16 protein-coding genes are annotated in these 18,783 nt (G+C 68.1%); 3 read left to right on the plus strand and 13 right to left on the minus strand.

The annotated features are described in order from the left end of the window. Positions 1-2 precede the first annotated feature (2 nt). The 7 genes from ACK8OR_RS11135 to ACK8OR_RS11165 form a co-directional block, all read right to left on the minus strand. Positions 3-1,406 carry a mannose-1-phosphate guanylyltransferase/mannose-6-phosphate isomerase gene (locus tag ACK8OR_RS11135; RefSeq protein WP_410189459.1) on the minus strand — a complete coding sequence of 468 codons (1,404 nt, stop codon included), beginning with the start codon at positions 1,404-1,406 and terminating at the stop codon, positions 3-5. Continuing rightward, a complete protein-coding gene (locus tag ACK8OR_RS11140) occupies positions 1,403-2,293 on the minus strand; it encodes an SMP-30/gluconolactonase/LRE family protein (RefSeq protein ID WP_410189460.1) in 891 nt (296 codons plus the stop codon). The genes ACK8OR_RS11135 and ACK8OR_RS11140 overlap by 4 nt, the downstream gene beginning before the upstream one ends. A 106-nt stretch (positions 2,294-2,399) precedes the next feature. Next, a complete protein-coding gene (locus ACK8OR_RS11145) occupies positions 2,400-3,386 on the minus strand; it encodes an ABC transporter ATP-binding protein (protein ID WP_410189461.1) in 987 nt (328 codons plus the stop codon). Further along, a complete protein-coding gene (locus tag ACK8OR_RS11150; RefSeq protein WP_410189462.1) occupies positions 3,383-4,366 on the minus strand; it encodes an ABC transporter ATP-binding protein in 984 nt (327 codons plus the stop codon). The genes ACK8OR_RS11145 and ACK8OR_RS11150 overlap by 4 nt, the downstream gene beginning before the upstream one ends. Further along, positions 4,363-5,352 (minus strand): ABC transporter permease, encoded by a 990-nt coding sequence (locus ACK8OR_RS11155; RefSeq protein ID WP_410189463.1) that lies wholly within the window; start codon positions 5,350-5,352, stop codon positions 4,363-4,365. The genes ACK8OR_RS11150 and ACK8OR_RS11155 overlap by 4 nt, the downstream gene beginning before the upstream one ends. Beyond that, positions 5,349-6,326: an ABC transporter permease gene (locus ACK8OR_RS11160; protein ID WP_410189464.1), complete on the minus strand. Its 978-nt coding sequence runs from the start codon at positions 6,324-6,326 to the stop codon at positions 5,349-5,351. The genes ACK8OR_RS11155 and ACK8OR_RS11160 overlap by 4 nt, the downstream gene beginning before the upstream one ends. Before the next feature lie 91 nt (positions 6,327-6,417). Then, positions 6,418-7,968: an ABC transporter substrate-binding protein gene (locus tag ACK8OR_RS11165; RefSeq protein ID WP_410189465.1), complete on the minus strand. Its 1,551-nt coding sequence runs from the start codon at positions 7,966-7,968 to the stop codon at positions 6,418-6,420. A gap of 97 nt (positions 7,969-8,065) precedes the next feature. Here ACK8OR_RS11165 and ACK8OR_RS11170 point away from each other — a divergent pair, with 97 nt between their 5' ends. Beyond that, complete coding sequence (locus ACK8OR_RS11170) at positions 8,066-9,268, plus strand: winged helix-turn-helix domain-containing protein (protein ID WP_410189466.1); 1,203 nt, start codon at positions 8,066-8,068, stop codon at positions 9,266-9,268. A 63-nt stretch (positions 9,269-9,331) separates the two neighbouring features. On the opposite strand, the gene ACK8OR_RS11175 is transcribed toward ACK8OR_RS11170, so the two are convergent. From ACK8OR_RS11175 to ACK8OR_RS11200, 6 genes are all read right to left on the minus strand, one after another. Then, on the minus strand, positions 9,332-10,906 hold the full coding sequence (locus tag ACK8OR_RS11175; RefSeq protein WP_410189467.1) for an ABC transporter substrate-binding protein: 1,575 nt from the start codon (positions 10,904-10,906) through the stop codon (positions 9,332-9,334). A gap of 83 nt (positions 10,907-10,989) precedes the next feature. Further along, positions 10,990-11,781 (minus strand): cytochrome b561 domain-containing protein, encoded by a 792-nt coding sequence (locus tag ACK8OR_RS11180; RefSeq protein ID WP_410189468.1) that lies wholly within the window; start codon positions 11,779-11,781, stop codon positions 10,990-10,992. Between the two features lie 208 nt (positions 11,782-11,989). Continuing rightward, positions 11,990-12,850, minus strand: coding sequence for a carbohydrate ABC transporter permease (locus ACK8OR_RS11185; protein ID WP_410189469.1), 861 nt, complete (start codon positions 12,848-12,850; stop codon positions 11,990-11,992). After that, positions 12,847-13,764: a carbohydrate ABC transporter permease gene (locus tag ACK8OR_RS11190; protein WP_410189470.1), complete on the minus strand. Its 918-nt coding sequence runs from the start codon at positions 13,762-13,764 to the stop codon at positions 12,847-12,849. Before ACK8OR_RS11190 ends, ACK8OR_RS11185 begins: the two co-directional genes overlap by 4 nt. Before the next feature lie 144 nt (positions 13,765-13,908). Continuing rightward, positions 13,909-15,240 (minus strand): extracellular solute-binding protein, encoded by a 1,332-nt coding sequence (locus tag ACK8OR_RS11195; RefSeq protein ID WP_410189471.1) that lies wholly within the window; start codon positions 15,238-15,240, stop codon positions 13,909-13,911. Positions 15,241-15,266: 26 nt separating this feature from the next. Beyond that, a complete protein-coding gene (locus ACK8OR_RS11200; RefSeq protein ID WP_410189472.1) occupies positions 15,267-16,331 on the minus strand; it encodes an ABC transporter ATP-binding protein in 1,065 nt (354 codons plus the stop codon). Between the two features lie 125 nt (positions 16,332-16,456). Between ACK8OR_RS11200 and ACK8OR_RS11205 the strand changes: the two genes are divergently transcribed. Beyond that, on the plus strand, positions 16,457-17,476 hold the full coding sequence (locus tag ACK8OR_RS11205; protein ID WP_410189473.1) for a LacI family DNA-binding transcriptional regulator: 1,020 nt from the start codon (positions 16,457-16,459) through the stop codon (positions 17,474-17,476). Between the two features lie 102 nt (positions 17,477-17,578). Beyond that, entirely contained in the window at positions 17,579-18,781 is a 1,203-nt protein-coding gene (pcaF, locus tag ACK8OR_RS11210) for a 3-oxoadipyl-CoA thiolase (protein ID WP_410189474.1), read from the plus strand. Positions 18,782-18,783: the final 2 nt, after the last annotated feature.

Genomic DNA, 18,783 nt, shown 5'->3' on the forward strand with positions numbered 1-18,783 from the left:
TTTCATGTGCGGGCGTATTTGTCTTCGTAGCGGATGATGTCGTCCTCACCGAGATAGCTGCCGGTCTGGACCTCGATCAGGACCATGTCGACCTTGCCCGGATTCTCCAGCCGGTGGACCGCGCCGAGCGGGATGTAGACCGACTGGTTCTCGCCCAGAAGCCGCACGTCGTCGTCGACGGTGACCCGCGCTGTGCCCTCGACGACGATCCAATGCTCGGACCGGTGGTGATGGCTCTGGAGGCTGAGCGAGGCACCCGGCTTCACCACGATGCGCTTCACCTGGAAGCGGTCGCCCTGCACGAGGCTCTCGTACCAGCCCCAGGGCCGGTAATCGACGGGATGCTGCGCGGCCTGCGGCAGACCCTCGGCCTTCAGCGCATCGACGGCCAGCTTCACGTCCTGCGCGCGTCCCCGGTCGGCGATCAGGACTGCGTCGCCCATCGACACCGCGACGATATTCGTCAGACCCACGCCCACCAGGACCTGGCCCTTGCGCTCGGCCCGCAGGAGGCTGCCTTCGCAATCGATCGCGGTGACGGCGCCGTGGGTCACCATGTCCGCACCATCCGCTCGCCAGATCGCCTGCCAGTCGCCGAGATCGGACCACGCGCCATCGAACGGCACGACCGAGAGTGCGTCGGACTTCTCCATCACGGCGTGGTCGATCGAGATGTCGCGCGCCCGCGCCCAGGCCGCTGGGTCGAGGCGCAGGAACCCCAGATCCGTTTGGGCCCCGGCCACGGCGGCGGCCACGGGATCGGACAGATCGGCGCAATGCACGTCGAAGGTGGCGATCATCGTGTCGGCGCGAAAGAGGAAGATGCCCGCGTTCCACAGATACGTTCCCACCGCCAGCATCTCGGCGGCGCGGTCGGCATCGGGTTTTTCGACGAAGCCGAGCAGCGTTTGCGCCCCCGACGCCCCCGTCCCGTCGAGCTCGAGATATCCATAGCCGGTCTCGGGCCGATCGGGCCGGATGCCAAAGGTGACGATGCGCCCGGCGCGCGCCGCGTCCAGCCCCTCGGCCACGGCGGCCCGGAACGCGGCGGCATCGGGGATCGCGTGATCCGACGGCAGGACCAGCATCACGGCCGCGGGATCGTCCCGCGCCAGAAGCCGGGCGGCGGCGAGGATCGCGGGGGCGGTGTTGCGCGGCGCGGGCTCGATCACGATGGCCTGTGGCGTGGTGTCGATCTCGTCGAGCTGCTCCTTGACCACGAAGCGGTAGTCGTCGGCGGTCACGACGAGCGGTGCAGCATAGCCTTCGGCGGCCACCCGCTGCACCGAGGACTGGAACAGGGTCTCGCCGCCCAGAAGATCGGCAAACTGCTTCGGCCGCGACTTGCGCGACAGCGGCCAGAGCCGCGTGCCCGAGCCGCCGCAGAGGATGACGGGATGGATCATGGCCATTGCACCCCGCGACGGTTCAGCGAGATGGAATAGAGGCTGGTCGTGCCGGTGATGTAGAGAACGTGCTTCGAGCGGCCGCCGAAGCAGACGTTCGACACGGTCTCGGGCACGAGGATCTTGCCCATCAGGTCGCCGCCGGGCGACAGGCACCAGACGCCATCCCCGGCCGACGACCAGATATTGCCGTCCTCATCCAGCCGCAGCCCGTCGGTGAAGCCGATATCGACCTCGAAGAAGTCGCGGCCCGCCAGGACGCCGGGCCCCGTCTCGTAGACGCGCAGGTGTTTGCGGTCGTCGGTGAAGATGCGACCCGTATCGGCGACGTAGAGCAGGCTCTCGTCGGGTGAGAACGCGAGGCCGTTGGGACATTGCAGATCGTCGACCTTCACCTCGATTCCGCCGTCGGGGTCGACGCGGTAGACACGGCAGGGCAGCTCCTGCTCGGCGCGGGCGCCCTCGTAATCCATGGCGATGCCGTAATGCGGATCGCTGAACCAGATCGCGCCGTCCGAGGCCACGATCACGTCATTGGGCGAGTTGAGCCGGTGGCCCTCGAACCCGTCGGCGATCACGGTGATCGTGCCGTCGGGCTCGGTCCGCGTGACGCGGCGCGCGCCATGCTCGCAGCTGATCAGCCGCCCCTGCCGGTCGCGGGTGTGGCCGTTCGCGAAGTTCGACGGCGCCCGATAGGTGCTGATCCCCCTCTCGGGCGACCAGCGCAGGATGCGGTTGTCGGGGATGTCACTGAACAGCAGGCAATCGGCATCGCCGAACCAGACCGGCCCTTCCGTCCACGAAAATCCCGTGGCCAGCCGTTTGAGCGGCGCGTTGCCCAGGACGAAGCTGTCGAAGCGGCGGTCGTGGCTTGTCGCCCAGTCCATGGCGGTGTCCTCCTGTCGCGGTCGTCGGCGCATCTTGCAGGGGGCGGGAGCGAGGGGCCAGCCCCTCGCGCTCCCCGAGGTATTTCGGGCCAGAGGAAAAGGGGCGTCAGGCCGCGGTTTCGAGCCGGACCTGCCCCGCGTGGTGACAGGCGACGCGGCCCTCACCGAAGGGCTGGAGCCGGGGCCGCTCGGCCGAGCAGATCTCGGTGGCGAGCGGACAGCGGGGGTGGAAGGCGCAGCCCTTGGGCGGGTCGATCGGGTCGGGGATTTCGCCCTCGGGCGGCTCCACCTCGCGACCGAAGGCGTCGAGCTTCGGGGCCGCGTCGATCAGCATCGCGGTGTAGGGATGCGCGGGCCGGGTGAAGAGATCGCCGGGCGCTGCCTCCTCGACCAGGCGGCCGAGATAGAGCACGCCGATCGTGTCGGCCATGTGCCGCACGACAGTCAGGTCGTGGCTGATGAAGAGGTAGGTCAGGCCGTGCTCGTCCTTGAGATCGGACATGAGGTTCAAGACCTGCGCCTGTACCGACACGTCCAGCGCCGAGGTCGGCTCGTCGCAGACGATCAACTTCGGCTCGGAGGCGAGCGCGCGGGCGACGCAGATCCGCTGGCGCTGGCCCCCCGAGAACTGATGCGGATACTTGGCCGCATCCTCGGCGGCGAGACCCACCTGCTCCAGCAGCCGCTCGGCCAGCCCGTTCACGTCACCGCCCCGCGAGGCGACCGGCTCGGCGATGATATCGCGCACCCGCCAGCGGGGGTTCAGGGACGCGAAGGGATCCTGGAAGATCATCTGGATGTCGGTCCGGATGCGATCGATCACGTCCGGATCGCGCTCGGCAAAGAGATCAATGCCCTCGATCTCGACATGGCCCTCGGTCGGTCGCAGGAGGCCCACGACCATCTTGCCGATGGTCGACTTGCCTGACCCGCTCTCGCCCACCAGCGCGTAAGTCGTGCGTTCGGGAATGTCGAAATCGACGTCCGACACCGCGGTCAGCATCCGCTTGGGCAGCCGCTCGATCAGGCGGTTCAGCCATGGCTTCGAAACGTCGAACACGCGGGTCAGGCCGTGTACCTTCACGAGGCTCATGCCGCGTCCTCCGCCGCGTCGATCGGGAACCAGCAGGCGGCGCGCGCATCCGCCTCGCCGACGCGCGGGCGCGGATCGTGGCGACAGCGGTCCTGCGCGCGCGGGCAGCGGGGCGAGAAGGCGCAGCCGTCGGGCAGCGCGTTCAGCCGGGGCATGGCGCCGGGGATCTGCCGCAGCCGCGCCTGCCCCGCGCTGGCGGCGGGCGTCGAGGCCATCAGGCCGTCGGTATAGGGATGGCGCGGATGGCCGACGATCTGGCTGACGGGGCCGATCTCGGCCAGGCGGCCCGCATACATGACCGCCACGCGATCCGCCGTCTCGGCGATGACGCCCATGTCGTGGGTGACCAGCATCGCGGCCATTCCGCGCTCGCGGCAGAGGCGTTTCAGAAGTGCCGTGATCTGGGCCTGCACGGAGACATCGAGCGCCGTCGTCGGCTCGTCCGCGATCAGGAGGGTCGGCTCGGCACAGAGCGCCAGCGCGATCACGACCCGCTGGCGCATCCCGCCCGAGAACTCGTGCGGATACGCGTCCATCCGGTCCTTGGCAGCGGGGATACCCACCTCGTCGAGGCCGCGCACCGCGCGCGCGAGCGCCTCGGACGCGCTCATGTTGAGATGGCGCAGGATCGTTTCGGTCAGCTGCTCGCCCACGGTCAGGAGCGGGTTGAGCGAGGTCAGCGGGTCCTGGAACACCATCCCAATCCGCTTGCCCCGGATGCGGCGCATCTGGGCCAGGCTCAGGTGGTCGATCCGCTCGCCCTCGAGCAGAACCTCTCCGCCGGAGATATGCGCTGGGCTGTCGAGAAGGCCGATCACCGCGTTGCCGGTCATCGACTTGCCCGCGCCGGATTCGCCCACCACGCCCAGGATCTCGCCCGCGTCGATCGTCCAGGAGACGTCATCGACGGGTCTCAACGTGCCGTGGCGCGTGGGAATGTCGACGGTCAGCCCGTCGAGGGTCAGGACGGGGATGGTCATCGCAGCCTCGGGTTCAGCGCGTCGCGCAGCCAGTCGCCCAGCAGGTTCACCGAGAGCGCGAGAGCGAGGAGGGTGACGGCGGGGAAGAAGAGGATCCACCATTCGCCGGAGAAGAGGAAATCCTGGCCGATGCGGATCAGGGTGCCCAGCGACGGCTGCGTCGGCGGTGCGCCGACGCCGAGGAAGCTGAGCGTGGCTTCCGCGATGATGGCCAGCGCCAACGAGATCGTCGCGATCACGAGGACCGGCGACAGGACGTTGGGCAGGATGTGGCGGAACATGATCGCGCCGGGCTTGCGGCCGATCAGGCGCGCGGCCTGGACATATTCCTTGTTCTTCTCGACCAGCGTGGCGCCGCGGACGACCCGGGCGAACTGCACCCAGTCCGACAGGCCGATGGCGAGGATCAGTACCCAGATCGCCATCTGGTCGCGATGCTCGATCGGGATCAGGCCGCGCGCGATCCCGAAGATCAGGAGTGCGACGAGGATCGACGGGAAGGTGAGCTGCACGTCGGCCACGCGCATGATAACGCTGTCGACCCAGCCGCCGACATAGCCCGCCAGAAGGCCCAGACCGATCCCGAGGACCATCGCGAAGAGCACCGCCATCGCGCCCACGAAGAGCGAGATGCGCATGCCGTAGAGGATGGTCGAGAAGACGTCGCGCCCCTGGTCATCGGTTCCGAGCCAAAAGCTTTCGCCCGTGAAGGCGTTGTCGGCGCCCGGCGGCGTGAAGCCGTTCATCAGGTTGAGCGAAGACGGGTCGAACGGGTTGGTCGTGGCGACCAGCGGCGCGAAGATCGCGGAAAGCACGAGGATCGCGGTCACCAGTGCGGCCACCATCGCCACCGGCGAGCGGCGGAACGAATAGGCGATGTCACTGTCCCAGATGCTTTTCCAGCGTGACGGGCGGACCTGCTCGGCGGCCTCCAACCGGCCCTCGGGCTTGGGGCCCTGACGGGTCGCGTCGGTGACGTCGCTCATGCGTGCCTCCCGTCGATGCGCAGTCGCGGATCGACCCAGACATAGAGGATGTCGACCAGAAGGTTGATCATCACGAACATCACCGAGATCAGCATCAGGTACGCGGCCATCACCGGGATGTCGACGAACTGCACCGCGTTGATGAAGAGAAGACCGACGCCCGGCCACTGGAACACCGTCTCGGTGATGATCGCGAAGGCGATGATCGCGCCGAGTTGCAGGCCGGTCACCGTGATGACGGGCACCAGCGTGTTCTTGAGGGCATGGCGGAAATTGACAGACCGGGCCGAGAGGCCACGGGCACGCGCGAAGCGGATATAGTCCTGTCGCAGCACCTCGAGCATCTCGGACCGGACCAGCCGCATGATGAGCGTCATCTGGTAGAGACCCAGCGTGATCGACGGCAGGATCAGCGATTTGAGGCCGCTTTCGGTCAGGAGGCCCGTCGTCCACCAGCCGAGGTCGACCACCTCGCCGCGTCCGAAGGTGGGCAGCCACCTGAGCTGCACGCCGAACACGTAGATCAGCAGGATGCCGATCAGGAAGGTCGGCAGCGAGACCCCGATGAGCGAGGTCGACATGACGATATTGGCGCCCCATCCATCGCGACGGATCGCCGTGAAGACGCCCAGCGCGATCCCCAGCCCGATGGCGAGGATGCCCGACACGGCGGCCAGCTCCAGCGTGGCGGGCGCGCGTTCGGCGATGATTTCGGCCACGGGGCGGGCCTGCCGGTAGCTGATCCCGAAATCGCCCTGCAGCGCGCGGCCGAGGAAGCTTGCGTATTGCACGAGGAACGGATCGTTCAGGCCCAGTGCCTCGCGCAGCCGCTCCACGTCCTGCACCGTGCGTTCCTGTCCCAGAAGGCTCTCGATCGGATCGCCGACGAAGCGGAACATCGAGAACGCGACCAGACCCACGGCCAGAAGGACGATGAAGGACTGGATCACGCGGCGGATGATGTAGGCGAGCATGCAACCGGTGTCGCGCCGGGGGACCGGGCGGTCAAGGCCGCATGAACGTCAACCGGGAAGGAGCGGGGGCCACGGGGGCCCCCGCCCGACGTCATTCCGCGACTGTGATCCAGCGCAGATTCACGAAGTTGTCGGGCCGTTGCACGACGTCGACGCCATCCGCGACGCCCCAGATCAGGGGCTGCACGTAGAGCGGCACATAAGCCGCCTCGTCGAGCTGGATCTGCGCCACCTCGTCGAGCATCGCCTGACGCGCGGTGTCGTCGATCTCGGACTGGATCATCGGCAGAAGCTCATCGATGCGGGCGTTCGAGAAGCCGCCGAAGTTCCACGACCCGAGCCGGGCTTCCTCGTTCGGGGTCGCCAGAAGGAAGCGGATCGGATGCTCGGCGTCGAAGGTGCCGGGCGACCAGCCGAGGAGATACATGTCGTGATCATCCTCGCGCAGCGTCGTCCAGTAATTCGCGACCGGCATCGTCTCGAAGAGCGGCGAGAGGCCGACCTGCGCAAGCATCGAATTGATCGCCGTGCAGACCGCCTCGTCGTTGAGATAGCGGTCGTTGGTGCATTTCAGCGAGAAGGCGAAGCCGTCGGCATAGCCCGCCTCGGCCAGCAGTTCGCGGGCGCGGTCGGGATCGTATTCGGGCCGCTCCAGCCCCTCGGTGTAGCCGCGCATCCCCGCCCCGACGAGTTGCGCCACAGGCTCGGCCGAGCCGCGCATCACGGTCTGCAGGATCGCGGGTACGTTGATCGCATGGGCCACGGCCTGCCGGACGCGCGCATCGGTGAAGGGATTGCCCTCGCCGCCCGCGATCAGACCCTCGGCATCGTGCGGAAAGCCCAGCATGATGACGCGGGCCTCGATGCCCCGGATCACCTCGACGCCCTCGGCGCTCTCGACGCGGGCCGCGTCCTGCACCGGGACCGGCTCGATCAGGTCGAGTTCGCCCGACAGGAGGGCCGCCACGGCGGTCGCCGAGTTCTGGACCGGCTGGAACGTCGCGCGGGTGACGTTGCCGCGATCGTCGTCCCACCAGCCGTCATATGCCTCGAGGACCGTCCGAAGGCCCGGCTGGCGATCGGCGAGCATGTAGGGGCCGGTGCCGTTCGTCGCCGTGGTGGCGAAATTGCCCTGCTCGATATTGGGGCGGTCGGCGCCGTTCTCGGCGGCCCATCCGCTGTCGAGCATCATCCAGTTGGCGATGCTGTCGGGAAAGATCGGGTTCGGCGCGGCGGTCATGATCTCGACCGCGAAGTCGCCATCGGCGCGCACCTCGGTGACGCCCGCGAACCAGCTCGACGTGTCGGATTGCTCGGACGACGCCCGCTCGTAGCTGAAGATGACGTCCTCGGCGGTGAAGTCCTGCCCGCCATGGAAGGTCACGCCCTCGCGCAGGGTGAACCGCCAGCCTTCGCCGTCTCCGATCGGCTCCCACGCGGTGGCGAGCGCAGGTTCGATCGACATGTCGCGACCCCGCCGGACAAGGCCCTCGTAGACGTTGCCGAGAAGGCTGAAGACCGGGGCGGAATTGCCCGCGTTCGGGTCCAGCGTGTTGGGATCGGTGGTCGAGGCGTAGCGCAGCTCGGCGGCACCGGCGGGCAGGGCCGCGGCCAGGAGCGCGGCGGTCAGGATCGGTTTCATCTGGGGTCCCCCGTGGATCGTATCCCCGGAAGGTGGCACAACCTCCGGTGGCGTCAAATCACTTCCCCTCGCGCGGCGGGTTTGCGATGCCTCGGGGATGGCCGCCCTGCCCCGCATCGACAACCGCACCGCGCGCGCGATCTTCCTCGACCGGCACGGGCTGGCCGAGGCGCCGTCGGGTCCGGGCCGTGGCGCAGACCTGCAATCGGTGATCTCGGATCTGGGCTTCGTGCAGCTCGACAGCGTGCAGACGGTCGCCCGCGCGCATCACATGATCCTGCATGCCCGCCGGCCCGCCTACCGGCCGCGCAACCTGCACCTGCTGCATGACCGCGACCGCGCCGTGTTCGAGCACTGGACCCACGATGCCAGCATGATCGACATGGCGCGCTTCCCGCATTGGCGGCTGAAATTCGCCCGCTACGAGGCACGGCTGGCCGAGCAATGGGCCGCGCGCGGACGAGACGCGGCGGCCAAGGTCGACGACGTCCTGCGACATATCCGCGACGAGGGGCCCTGCTGCTCCGCCGATCTCGCCCCCGAGGAGCCGCGCGCTTCGGGGGGATGGTGGGACTGGCATCCCTCGAAGATCGCGCTAGAATATCTTTGGCGGACGGGGGCGCTCTCGGTGACGCGGCGGGACGCGTTTCGCAAGGTCTATGACCTGACCGAGAACGTGATACCGGCCGAGCGGCTGGCCGTCCGACACGACACCGAGGCGACGATTAACTGGGCCTGCGGCGCGGCGCTCGACCGTCTGGGGTTCGCCACGCATGGCGAACTCGCGGCGTTCTGGGACCTGATAACGCCTGCGGAGGCGAAGGAATGGGTGGCGGGCGCGCGGGTGCGAGGCGAGGTGGTGGAGGCCGAGATCGAATGCGTCGACGGACGCTGGCGGAAGAGCATCCTGCGACCGTCCCTGCTCAGCGCTCCCGTCCCCGACGTGACGAACCGACTCCGCATCCTGTCGCCCTTCGATCCCGCCCTCCGCGACCGCAAACGGGCCGAGCGGCTCTTCGGCTTCTCCTACCGGATCGAAATCTTCGTGCCCGAGGCGCAGCGGACCTACGGCTACTACGTCTTTCCCATCCTCGAGGGCGACCGCCTGGTTGGCCGGATCGATGCCAAGGTCGACCGCGACGCGGATCGTCTGCATGTCCGCGCGGTCTGGCCCGAGACCGGCATACGGTTTGGGGTCGGGCGGACGGCCCGGCTCGAGACGGCGCTGGAGCGGACGGCGCGTCTCGCGGGCGTGACGGAAACCACCTTCGCGACGGGATGGCTGCGACCGCCCGGCTAGATTGTCCGACGACGAAAAAAGGGGCCCCGCGGGGCCCCTTTCAATCACTGGTCGATCCGCGGATCAGTTCACGCTGAAATGCTTGAACTTCGGGTCGTCCTCCGGCGAGACCTCGGTGCCGACCGCATCGGTCATGCCCCAGTTCAGCACTTGGTGGTGGATCGGCAGGTACAGCGTCTCGTCCTGGATCGTGGACCAGATCTCGGCAACGGTCGCGTTGCGGGCGTCGAGATCGGTCTCGGAGGCCAGCGACACGATCTTGGCGTCGAGATCGGCATTCGAGAACCCGGTCGCGTTCCACGATCCGCGCTCACCGTCCTTGGTGTGGGCGAGGAAGTTGAAGATGTACTCCGAATCGTAGGTCGGAACACCCCAGCCCAGCATGTAGAAGTCGGTGGTGCCGTTCTGGATCAGCGGGAAGTGCTGCGCCTTCGACTGGGCGTTCAGGTTCACCGTAATGCCGATCTGGCCCAGCATGCCGACGGCCGCCTGACAGATCGCCTCGTCGTTGACGTAGCGATCGTTCGGGCAGTCGAGCTGGATCGAGAAGCCGTCGCCGTAACCGGCCTCGGCCAGAAGCGCCTGGGCCGCCGCGACGTCACCCTCGGGCAGGGCGTCGAGCGCCTCGGTCCAGCCGTTGACGAAGGGCGGCATGATGACGCCCGTCGGCTCGGACTGGCCGCGCATCACGACCTGCTGGATCGCGCCGCGATTGATCGCCATGTTCATGGCCTGGCGGACGCGGACATCGGCCAGCGGGTTCGCCCCCTCGACGCTGTCGTTTTCCAGATCCTCGGCCCCGGAATTCATCCCGAAGAAGATCGTCCGGTTCTGCGGCGTCGTCTTCACGGTCAGGTTGTCGGTGCCCGACACCCGCTCGAGGTCCTGCACGGGCACGTCCTGGATAAAGTCCACCTCACCCGAGAGCAGCGCGGCGACGCGGGTCGCGGCGTTCTGGATCGGCGTGTACTCGATCCGGTCGTAGCCCATCGGGAACTCGCCCGCGCCCCAGTAGTCGGGATTGGCCTCCATCACGGTCAGGACATCCGGCTCGCGCGAGACGAGGGTGTAGGGCCCCGTGCCGTTGAGGTTCGTCGCGGCATAGGTCGTCTCGCCGCTGGCGATGTCCTGCACCGCGGTAACGCCGTTCGCCTCGGTCCAGTCCTTGTCCATGATGAACAGGTTGGTGAAGTTGTTTGGCAGGATCGGGTTCGGCCCGTCGGTCACGAACTCGACGGTGTGGTCGTCGACCGCGCGGACTTCGACGATGGAGGTCAGAAGCTCCTTCATCGCACTCGTCTCGGTCTTGGCGCGCTCGAAGCTGAAGACGACATCCTCGGCCGTGAAATCGGCGCCGTCGTGGAATTTGACGCCCTGGCGCAGGTTGAAGACCCAGACGTTCGGGTCGCCCTCTTTCGGGGCCCAGTCGGTGGCGAGCGCGGGCTCGAACGCGCCGGTCTGGTCGCGGATGATCAGCGGCTCGTACATCTGGTGGGCCAGCGTGTGGGTCGGCCCCTCGTTCTGGGCGTGGGGGTCGAGCGTCAGGCTGTCGCCGGCGCGCGCCCAGCGCAGCGTTTCGGCATTGGCGGCGCCGGCCAGCATGGCAAGCGTGAGGATCGCAGTCGTAGTGCGAAGCATCGTGGTCTCCCGGTTGGTTGCATCCCCTTGGCGGGGCTTGATGGCGCGGATCGGATCATTCTTCGCGACCATGCGCAAGGCGATCACTCGCCGGCTTCGGGGGGCCTCCGGCGGGCATTGCCCGGATGGATCGCATCGGGTCCCCAGATCGCGGCATAGGTGTCGATCACCATGCCGCGCTTCTGGAACAGCCAGAACAGCGTCCCCATCAGCCCCCACCAAAGCGGCAGAACGATCCACATCCAGTGCGGCGCGTTGGTCTGCCAGAGCCCGGTCAGAACCGCCCCCATCGACAGGATCAGCGCGGCATAGCCCGAGACCTTGTGCATCGCTTCGAACGCGAGACGACGCGGGGTCATGTCGTAGTGGTCGCCCCGCATCGAACCCCTCGGATCGCCCGGTCCGCCACGCGAACCCCGGAACGCCCCGGACGCGCCCTGCATGATCCCGAGCCACAGGACCGCCCAGCCGAGCGACCGGTGCAGCCACGACGTCGCGGTCAGCGAGGACGTCACCTCGGGCCGCGTCAGGATCAGCCACATGCCGACCACCGTCAGGATCAGCGCGCCGATCTGCGCCGTCAGATGCGCGCGCCACCAGGCCCGGTTGTCGACCACCTCGGGGTAGCGCTGGCGCGGCAGGACCTTGAAGAAGCGCGCCGCGATCACGCCCACGGGCACGAGGATGCCCCAGGCGATCACCATGACGCGGGCATGGTACTTGACCGCGACGCTCAGGTCATGGGCCCGGCCCGGGTCGATCGGAGTGAAGAGCCAGTCGATCACGGGGCAGCCCCCGCCGATCCTCCGTCCCGCATGGCGGTGCCGACGGGCAGCCCGTGAAGGGCGCAACTCGTGGTCCGGGGTCTCGTCCATCTGGCGCTCGAACGGCCCCCCGAACCGTTCGACGGCCGCACCGGACCGCGCCTGCCGGCGGCCCGGGGCTCCGCCCGTTCGGCGCTCGAACGGTCCACTGGACCGTTCGCCGGCTGTGCCGGATCGCGCCTGCCTGCGGCCCGGGGCTCCGCCCGTTCGGCGCTCGACCGGTCCACTGGACCGTTCGCCGGCTGTGCCGGATCGCGCCTCACCCCTTCACCGCGCCGGCGGTCATGCCGGTGATGATCTGGCGCGAGGCGACCAGCGTGAAGATGATCGGCGGCACGGCGAGAAGCGTGCCGGTGGCCATAATGACGCCCCAGTCGATGTCGTACTCGGTCAGGCTGTTGACGATGGTCACCGGCACCGTCCGAGTCGAGCGATCGGCCAGCGCATTGGCCAGCAGGAACTCGTTCCACGCGATGCGGAAGGTGAAGATCGCCGCGGCCGCCAGCCCCGGCTTGATGAGCGGCAGCACCACGAGGAAGAACGTGCGGAACGGTCCCGCGCCGTCCATCCGCGCCGCTTCTTCCAGCTGGATCGGCACCTGCACGATGAAGCTCTGCAGAATCCAGATCACGAAGGGCAGGTTCATCGCCACGTAGATCAGAACGATCCCCGCGATCGTGCCGTCGATGCCGAACTGGAACGTCCAGATGCCGAAGACCGGCACCAGCAGCACCGCCGGTGGCACCATCCGCACCATCAGCGTCGTCAGCGACGTCACCTGCCGCCCCATGAAGCGGAACCGCACCAGCGCATAGGCCGCCATGCAGCCGAGGATCAGCGTCAGCGCCGTCGAGACCAGCGAGATGATGAGCGAATTGCCCAGTGCCCGCCCGAAGGTCCGGTCGCAGCGGCGGATGTGTTCGGGCTCGTAGGGCAGCCAGTGGCAGAGTGCCGTCTCGTAATTCTGGATCGTCGGCGTGAAGAGGAACGACGCCGTCGGCGATGTAATTTCGACGTTCAGCTTGAACGAGTTCGCCACCATCAGGACAATCGGCCCGAGCGCCATGAAAATGAGGGCGACCAGCAGCGCGTAGAAGGCGGGGTTCGGACGGGCGGTCATGTCACCTCGACCTCGCGGGCCTGCGCCAGCCGGGCGGCGCGCGCCTCGGTCAGCTTGGTGTAGCCGAACATCACGATCGTCAGGATCAGCAGGAGGATCAGCAGCAGGTTCGACATCGCGGCGGCATAGCCCAGCTCGCGGAACTCCGAGGCGGTGCGCGAGATGCGCAGCGCCAGGATCTCGGTCGAGAGGCCCGGACCCCCGTTGGTCATCACGAGGATCACCTCGAGCACCTTGAAGGCGTCGATCAGGCGCAGGAGCGCGGTCACGATCAGCACCGGCAGCATCAAGGGCAGCTTGATGTGCCAGATCAGCTGCCAGCCGGACGCGCCATCGATGCGCGCGGCTTCCATCGCCGATTTCGGCATCGATTGCAGCGCGGCGAGCGAAAGGATAAAGATGAAGGGCGTCCACTGCCAGACATCGGCGATGACGATGGACGCGAAGGCCCAATTGCCATCCGACAGCCAGGGCGCCGAGGACAGGCCCATCCCGTCGAGCCACTTGTTGAAGGTGCCGACGGTGGGGTGGTACATGTAGCGCCAAACGAGGCCGACGACGATGGGCGCGATCATCATCGGCAGGATGAACACCGTCCGCAGGATCGTCATCCCCCGAAGCTCCCGGTCCAGCAGGAGCGCCAGTCCCACCCCCAGCACCATTTCGACCGATACGACGATGGCGGCGAACTTGATCGTCACCCAGAAGCTCTCTCGGAAGGCCGCGTCGCCCAGCAGGTTGACGTAGTTCCTGACACCGACCCATTCGGCCTCGCCGATCCGCTGGGACGGGTTCCAGTCGAGGAACGAGGCGTAGATCATGTAGCCGATCGGGTAGAGCAGCGCGATGCCCATCACCGCCACCGCAGGGGCGAGAAAGAGGTAAGGCGTCAATCGGTTGGCGTTGGCTAGCATGGTCTCGCTGGGCTCCGTCGGGACGCGGGCGTCCCCTCTTCCTCTGGCCGGAAATACCTCCGCCGGAGGCTGCGGCGGGCGGGGGCTCGATGCCCCCGTCCGCCGCCATCCGGGCGCGCCGTCAGGGACGGCGCGCCAGGGTCCTCACTCCTTGTCGGCCCAGGTGTAGTACCCGGCTTCTTCCATCGTGGCCCGCGCCCGCTCGGCGACGCCGTCCAGCGCCTCCTGCGGGTCGAGCCCCTCGGTCAGGACCTGGCTCATGGTCGTGCCGATATCGGCATTGATGCCGCCCCAGACGGGGATAATCGGACGCCAGTCGGGATCGGCATACTTGAGCGCCTCACCGAAGGTCTCCGAATAGGGGAACGCGGCCTGCACCTCGGGGTCGGCATAGGTCGAGAAGCGGGACGGGTTACCGCCCTGCATCGCCACCAGCTTGTCGCCGTGCTTCGACGTCAGCCACTGCAGCAGGAGGAACGCGGCCTCCTTGTTCTGCGCGTTCTTGGGGATACCGATGCCGAAGCCGCCGGTCTGCGACGCCCGCTGGACGCCCATCGGGTGGAGCGCGTAGCCGACCTTGCCTGCGACGGTGGACTGGCTGGGGTCCTCGAACCCGGCCGCGAAGGCGATCGAATCGAGGAACATCGCGGCCTGTCCCTGGCGGAAGGCAGCGGCGGCCTCGGAGGGCCCGAAGGTGGTGCCGCCCTCGGGGCCGCAATCCACGATGGTTTTCAGCGCGTTGGCGGCCTGGAGCCCCGCCTCGTCGTTGATCCGCGGCTCCCAGTTGTCGTCGAAGACCCGGCCGCCAAGCGGCGCGAGGTGCAGAAGGAACGCGTGGCTCGCCTGGTGGCCGGAGGCCGCGCGGGACGCCATGCCGCCGACGCCGGGCTCCAGCTCGGGGATCTGGCAGGCCAGCTCGAGCAGTTCGTCATAGGTCTCGGGCGCCTCGAGCCCGTGCTTCTCGAAGATCTCCGTGTTGTAGGCCAGCACGGAGGTCTCGGAGCCGAAGGGCACGCCGAAGGCCGAACCCAGCTGCCCGGGCAGGTAGCCCTTCTCGCCGCCGGCCACGCCGATATTCTGGACGTAGCCGTTGATGAGGTCGGCCTGGTCGTAGGTCGGATCGGCCAGCGCGGGGTTCATGAAATAGCGCGCCAGGTTCTCGAGCTGGTCGGCATAGACGTAGTCGCCCTTCGAGAAGACGACGTAGGAAATCAGGTCGTAATCGCCCTCGTCCTTGGTCAGCTCCAGCGTCTGGCGCTCGCGCATCTTCAGGTATTGCAGCTGGTCGACCTCGACCTCGATGCCGGTCTCCTCAGTGAACTGGTCCAGCACCTCGATCGCCGCGTCGTAATGCGGGTGGGCGGGGAAGTTCACGACCAGCGTCGTGCCTGCATAGGGCTCATAGGGGTTGGCGTTGGCCGCCCCCGCGATGGCGACGGCGATGGCCGTGCCGGTCAGTTTCCACTTCGTGAACATCGATGTTCCTCCCTTGGTGGCGTGGGTCAGATCCTTGCGCCTGATCCCTTGTCGAACAGCATGATTTCGGATGTGCGCACCCCGAAGCGCCGGGACTGGCCGGTCGGGATACGGTCGGCGCTGGCGATCTCGGCCAGCACTTCGGCGGGGCCACAGCGGGTCACGAGGACCGATTGCGCCCCGAGATACTCGGACACGATGACGCGCAGCTCGATATCGGCGCCGCCCTCGAGGACGATAGAAGACGGGCGGATGCCGACCTCGACCTCGCGGGTGGCGGCCGCGCGCGCGCGGGCGGCGAGTTCGCCGTCGAGCGGCAGGTCGAAGCCCTCGCCCCGGATCCGGTCGCCGGTGATCTGGCCTGCGAGGAAGTTCATCGAGGGCGAGCCGATGAAGCCCGCGACGAAGCGGTTCACCGGGTTCGCGAACAGCTCCTCGGCGGTGCCCTGCTGCTGGATCTCGCCCGCGTTCATCACGACGATGCGGTCACCCAGCGTCATGGCCTCGACCTGGTCGTGGGTGACGTAGACCATGTTCTTGTCGATCGTGTCGCGCATCTCGGCCAGCTCCGTCCGCATCTTGGCGCGCAGCTTGGCGTCGAGGTTCGACAATGGCTCGTCAAAGAGGAACGTGCCCGCATCGCGCACCAGCGCGCGCCCCATGGCGACACGCTGGCGCTGGCCGCCCGACAGCTCGGCGGGCTTGCGGTCGAGAAGATGCGCGATGTTCAGCATTTCGGCCACGCGCCCGACCTCGGCATCGATCGTCGCCTTCGGCTGGCGCGCAAGCCGCAGCGCGAAGGACATGTTTCGCGCGATGTTCATGTGCGGGTAGAGCGCGTAATCCTGGAACACCATCGCGATGTCCCGCTCCTTCGGCTCCAGCGATCCGATGGGACGGTCGTCGAAATAGATCTCGCCACCCGACAACGTCTCGAGCCCTGCCAGAAGGCGCAGCGTCGTCGACTTTCCGCAGCCCGACGGCCCTACAAGGACGGTGAATTCGCCATCGTCCAGCACGAGATCGAGCGGCGGCAGCACGCGCGTGCGCCCGAAGGACTTCTCGACCTGGTCGAACGTGATACGCGGCAACGCGGCCTCCCCTCCGGCTGTGCCTCGCCATCCTTCCCACTGGACGGCCCGCTGGGAAGGTGCCACGTTCCCCATGGACGTTAACGTTAACGTAGCGGGGCGCAAGCGCCTGTCAGGATTGGGCTTTGCGCAAGCGTAAGAGCGGAGGTGCCGCCGATATCCGCGCCGTGGCCGAGGCGGCGGGCGTGTCGCTGATGACGGTCAGCCGGGCGATGCGCGGGGTCGATGGCGTATCGGCGGCGACGCGGCAGCGGATCGTCCGCCTGGCGCAGGAGATGGGGTACTTCCCGAACTCGGCGGCGCGGGCGCTGGCGGTGACGAACTCCACGCTGGTTGGCATCTCGCTGCCCACGCTTCTGAACGACGTCTTCGCGGACGTCCTCTCCGGGATGCGCCGCACCTTCGAGCGGGCCGGGTACTCGTCGGTGATGGACACCAGCGACTACGATCTCGACCGCGAGCTGTCCTGGGCCGAGCGCACGCTCGCCTGGCGCCCCGCCGCGCTGATCCTGACGGGGGTGCATCACGCACCGGCGCTGCGCACGCGCCTTCTGGCCGGCCGCACCCCGGTGCTGGAAATCTGGGACGTGACCGACGACCCGATCGACATCTGCGTCGGCATCGACCACCTGCAGGCGGGACTCGTGCTGGCGCGGCACGTCGCCGCGCTGGGCTATCGCAGGCCCGTCTATGTCGGCGCCCCCGAAGGTGTCGATCCCCGCGCCGACCAGCGTTTCGCAGGCATCGTGCGGGCCTTCCGCGATGTCGGCGCGGGTGCGGTCCGGCGGGTCGCCGTGACCGGGGGCAACAGCTTCGTGGCGGGGGCCGAGGGCTTTGGCCGGATTGACCGCAGCGACGCGCCGGACGTGGTGTTCTTCCTGACCGATAACATGGCGTTTGGTGGCCTCATGGCGGCCGAGGCGGCGGGTCTCGACGTTCCGGGCACCACTGGCATCGTCGGGTTCAACGGGCTCGACCTGACGACCGTGATGCCGCGGCCGATCACGACGCTGAAGACGCCCCGTCGCCAGATCGGCGAAATCGGGGCGCAGAACCTCTTGGCGCGGCTGAACGGGCTGACCCCGGATCCGGTCATGCGCCTCGACTGCGTGCTGCGACCTGGGGCGACAACACGGGCACAGTAACGTTACATGAATTCCTGCCTCCCCTAGAATGCGTAACATGTTTCTTGCCGCAGGGGGTCGGATGAGATATATCCCGCCTACCGCCACCCCCGAGGAGTTCCGATGGACGCGTTCATCTGCGACGGCATCCGCACCCCGATCGGGCGCTTCGGCGGCGCCCTCGCCGGGATGCGCGCCGACGACCTCGCGGCGCAGCCGATCCGCGCGTTGATGGCGCGGCACCCGTCGCTGGATGGGGCGGAGATCGACGAGGTCATCCTCGGCGCGGCGAACCAGGCGGGCGAGGACAACCGCAACGTCGCGCGCATGGCGGCGCTTCTGGCCGGTCTGCCCGAGAGCGTGCCCGGCATCACGCTCAACCGGCTCTGCGCCAGCGGGCTGGACGCGGTGGGTTTCGCGGCGCGGGGCATCAGGGCGAGCGACTACGACCTTTGCATCGCGGGCGGGTCCGAGAGCATGACCCGCGCGCCCTTCGTCACGGCCAAGGCCGACGGGGCCTGGTCGCGCAAGGTCGAGACCTACGACACCACCATCGGCTGGCGCTTCCCGAATTCGGCGATGCAAAAGGCCCACGGGACGGACTCGATGCCCGAGACGGCCGATAACGTCGCCGCCGAGCACGGTATCAGCCGCGCGGACCAAGACGCCTTCGCCGCCCGCTCGCAGGCCCGCTGGGCCACCGCCCAGGACGCGGGGATCTTCGCCGATGAGATCGCGCCCGTCGTCCTGCCCCAGCGGCGCGGCGATCCGGTCGTCTTCGACACCGACGAGCATCCGCGCCCCGGAACGGATGAGGCGAAGCTCGCGACGCTTCGCGGCGTGAACGGCCCCGACCTGAGCGTGACGGCGGGCAACGCCTCGGGCGTCAATGACGGGGCCGCCGCCTTGTTGATCGCCTCGGGCAAGGCGGCGGAGGCGCACGGGCTCGCCCCGATGGCGCGCGTCGTGACGATGGCGTCGGCCGGCGTGGCACCCCGCGTCATGGGGATCGGCCCGGTCCCCGCGACCGAGAAGGCGCTGGCCCGCGCGAGCCTCACGATCCGCGACATGGACGTGATCGAACTCAACGAGGCCTTCGCCGCGCAGGCGCTGGCCGTGACGCGGGCGTTGGGGCTGGCCGATGACGACGCGCGCGTGAACGCGTATGGCGGCGCCATCGCGCTGGGCCATCCGCTCGGCATGTCGGGCGCGCGCCTTGCGCTGACGGCGGCGCGGCACCTGCAACGCATCGACGGGCGCTACGCGCTCGTGACGATGTGCGTCGGCGTCGGACAGGGCGCCGCGATGATCTTGGAAAGGACCTGACG

Source organism: Jannaschia halovivens (genome assembly GCF_046452375.1).
Classification (GTDB): Bacteria; Pseudomonadota; Alphaproteobacteria; order Rhodobacterales; family Rhodobacteraceae; genus Jannaschia; species Jannaschia halovivens.

Coding starts and splice junctions, on each gene's coding strand:
- ACK8OR_RS11170 (WP_410189466.1), top strand. CDS start 8,066: ATGGCCGCCCTGCCCCGCATCGACAACCGCACCGCGCGCGCGATCTTC.
- ACK8OR_RS11195 (WP_410189471.1), bottom strand. CDS start 15,240: ATGTTCACGAAGTGGAAACTGACCGGCACGGCCATCGCCGTCGCCATC.
- ACK8OR_RS11155 (WP_410189463.1), bottom strand. CDS start 5,352: ATGAGCGACGTCACCGACGCGACCCGTCAGGGCCCCAAGCCCGAGGGC.
- ACK8OR_RS11165 (WP_410189465.1), bottom strand. CDS start 7,968: ATGAAACCGATCCTGACCGCCGCGCTCCTGGCCGCGGCCCTGCCCGCC.
- ACK8OR_RS11145 (WP_410189461.1), bottom strand. CDS start 3,386: ATGAGCCTCGTGAAGGTACACGGCCTGACCCGCGTGTTCGACGTTTCG.
- pcaF (WP_410189474.1), top strand. CDS start 17,579: ATGGACGCGTTCATCTGCGACGGCATCCGCACCCCGATCGGGCGCTTC.
- ACK8OR_RS11175 (WP_410189467.1), bottom strand. CDS start 10,906: ATGCTTCGCACTACGACTGCGATCCTCACGCTTGCCATGCTGGCCGGC.
- ACK8OR_RS11150 (WP_410189462.1), bottom strand. CDS start 4,366: ATGACCATCCCCGTCCTGACCCTCGACGGGCTGACCGTCGACATTCCC.
- ACK8OR_RS11160 (WP_410189464.1), bottom strand. CDS start 6,326: ATGCTCGCCTACATCATCCGCCGCGTGATCCAGTCCTTCATCGTCCTT.
- ACK8OR_RS11140 (WP_410189460.1), bottom strand. CDS start 2,293: ATGGACTGGGCGACAAGCCACGACCGCCGCTTCGACAGCTTCGTCCTG.
- ACK8OR_RS11185 (WP_410189469.1), bottom strand. CDS start 12,850: ATGACCGCCCGTCCGAACCCCGCCTTCTACGCGCTGCTGGTCGCCCTC.
- ACK8OR_RS11190 (WP_410189470.1), bottom strand. CDS start 13,764: ATGCTAGCCAACGCCAACCGATTGACGCCTTACCTCTTTCTCGCCCCT.
- ACK8OR_RS11135 (WP_410189459.1), bottom strand. CDS start 1,406: ATGATCCATCCCGTCATCCTCTGCGGCGGCTCGGGCACGCGGCTCTGG.
- ACK8OR_RS11180 (WP_410189468.1), bottom strand. CDS start 11,781: ATGGACGAGACCCCGGACCACGAGTTGCGCCCTTCACGGGCTGCCCGT.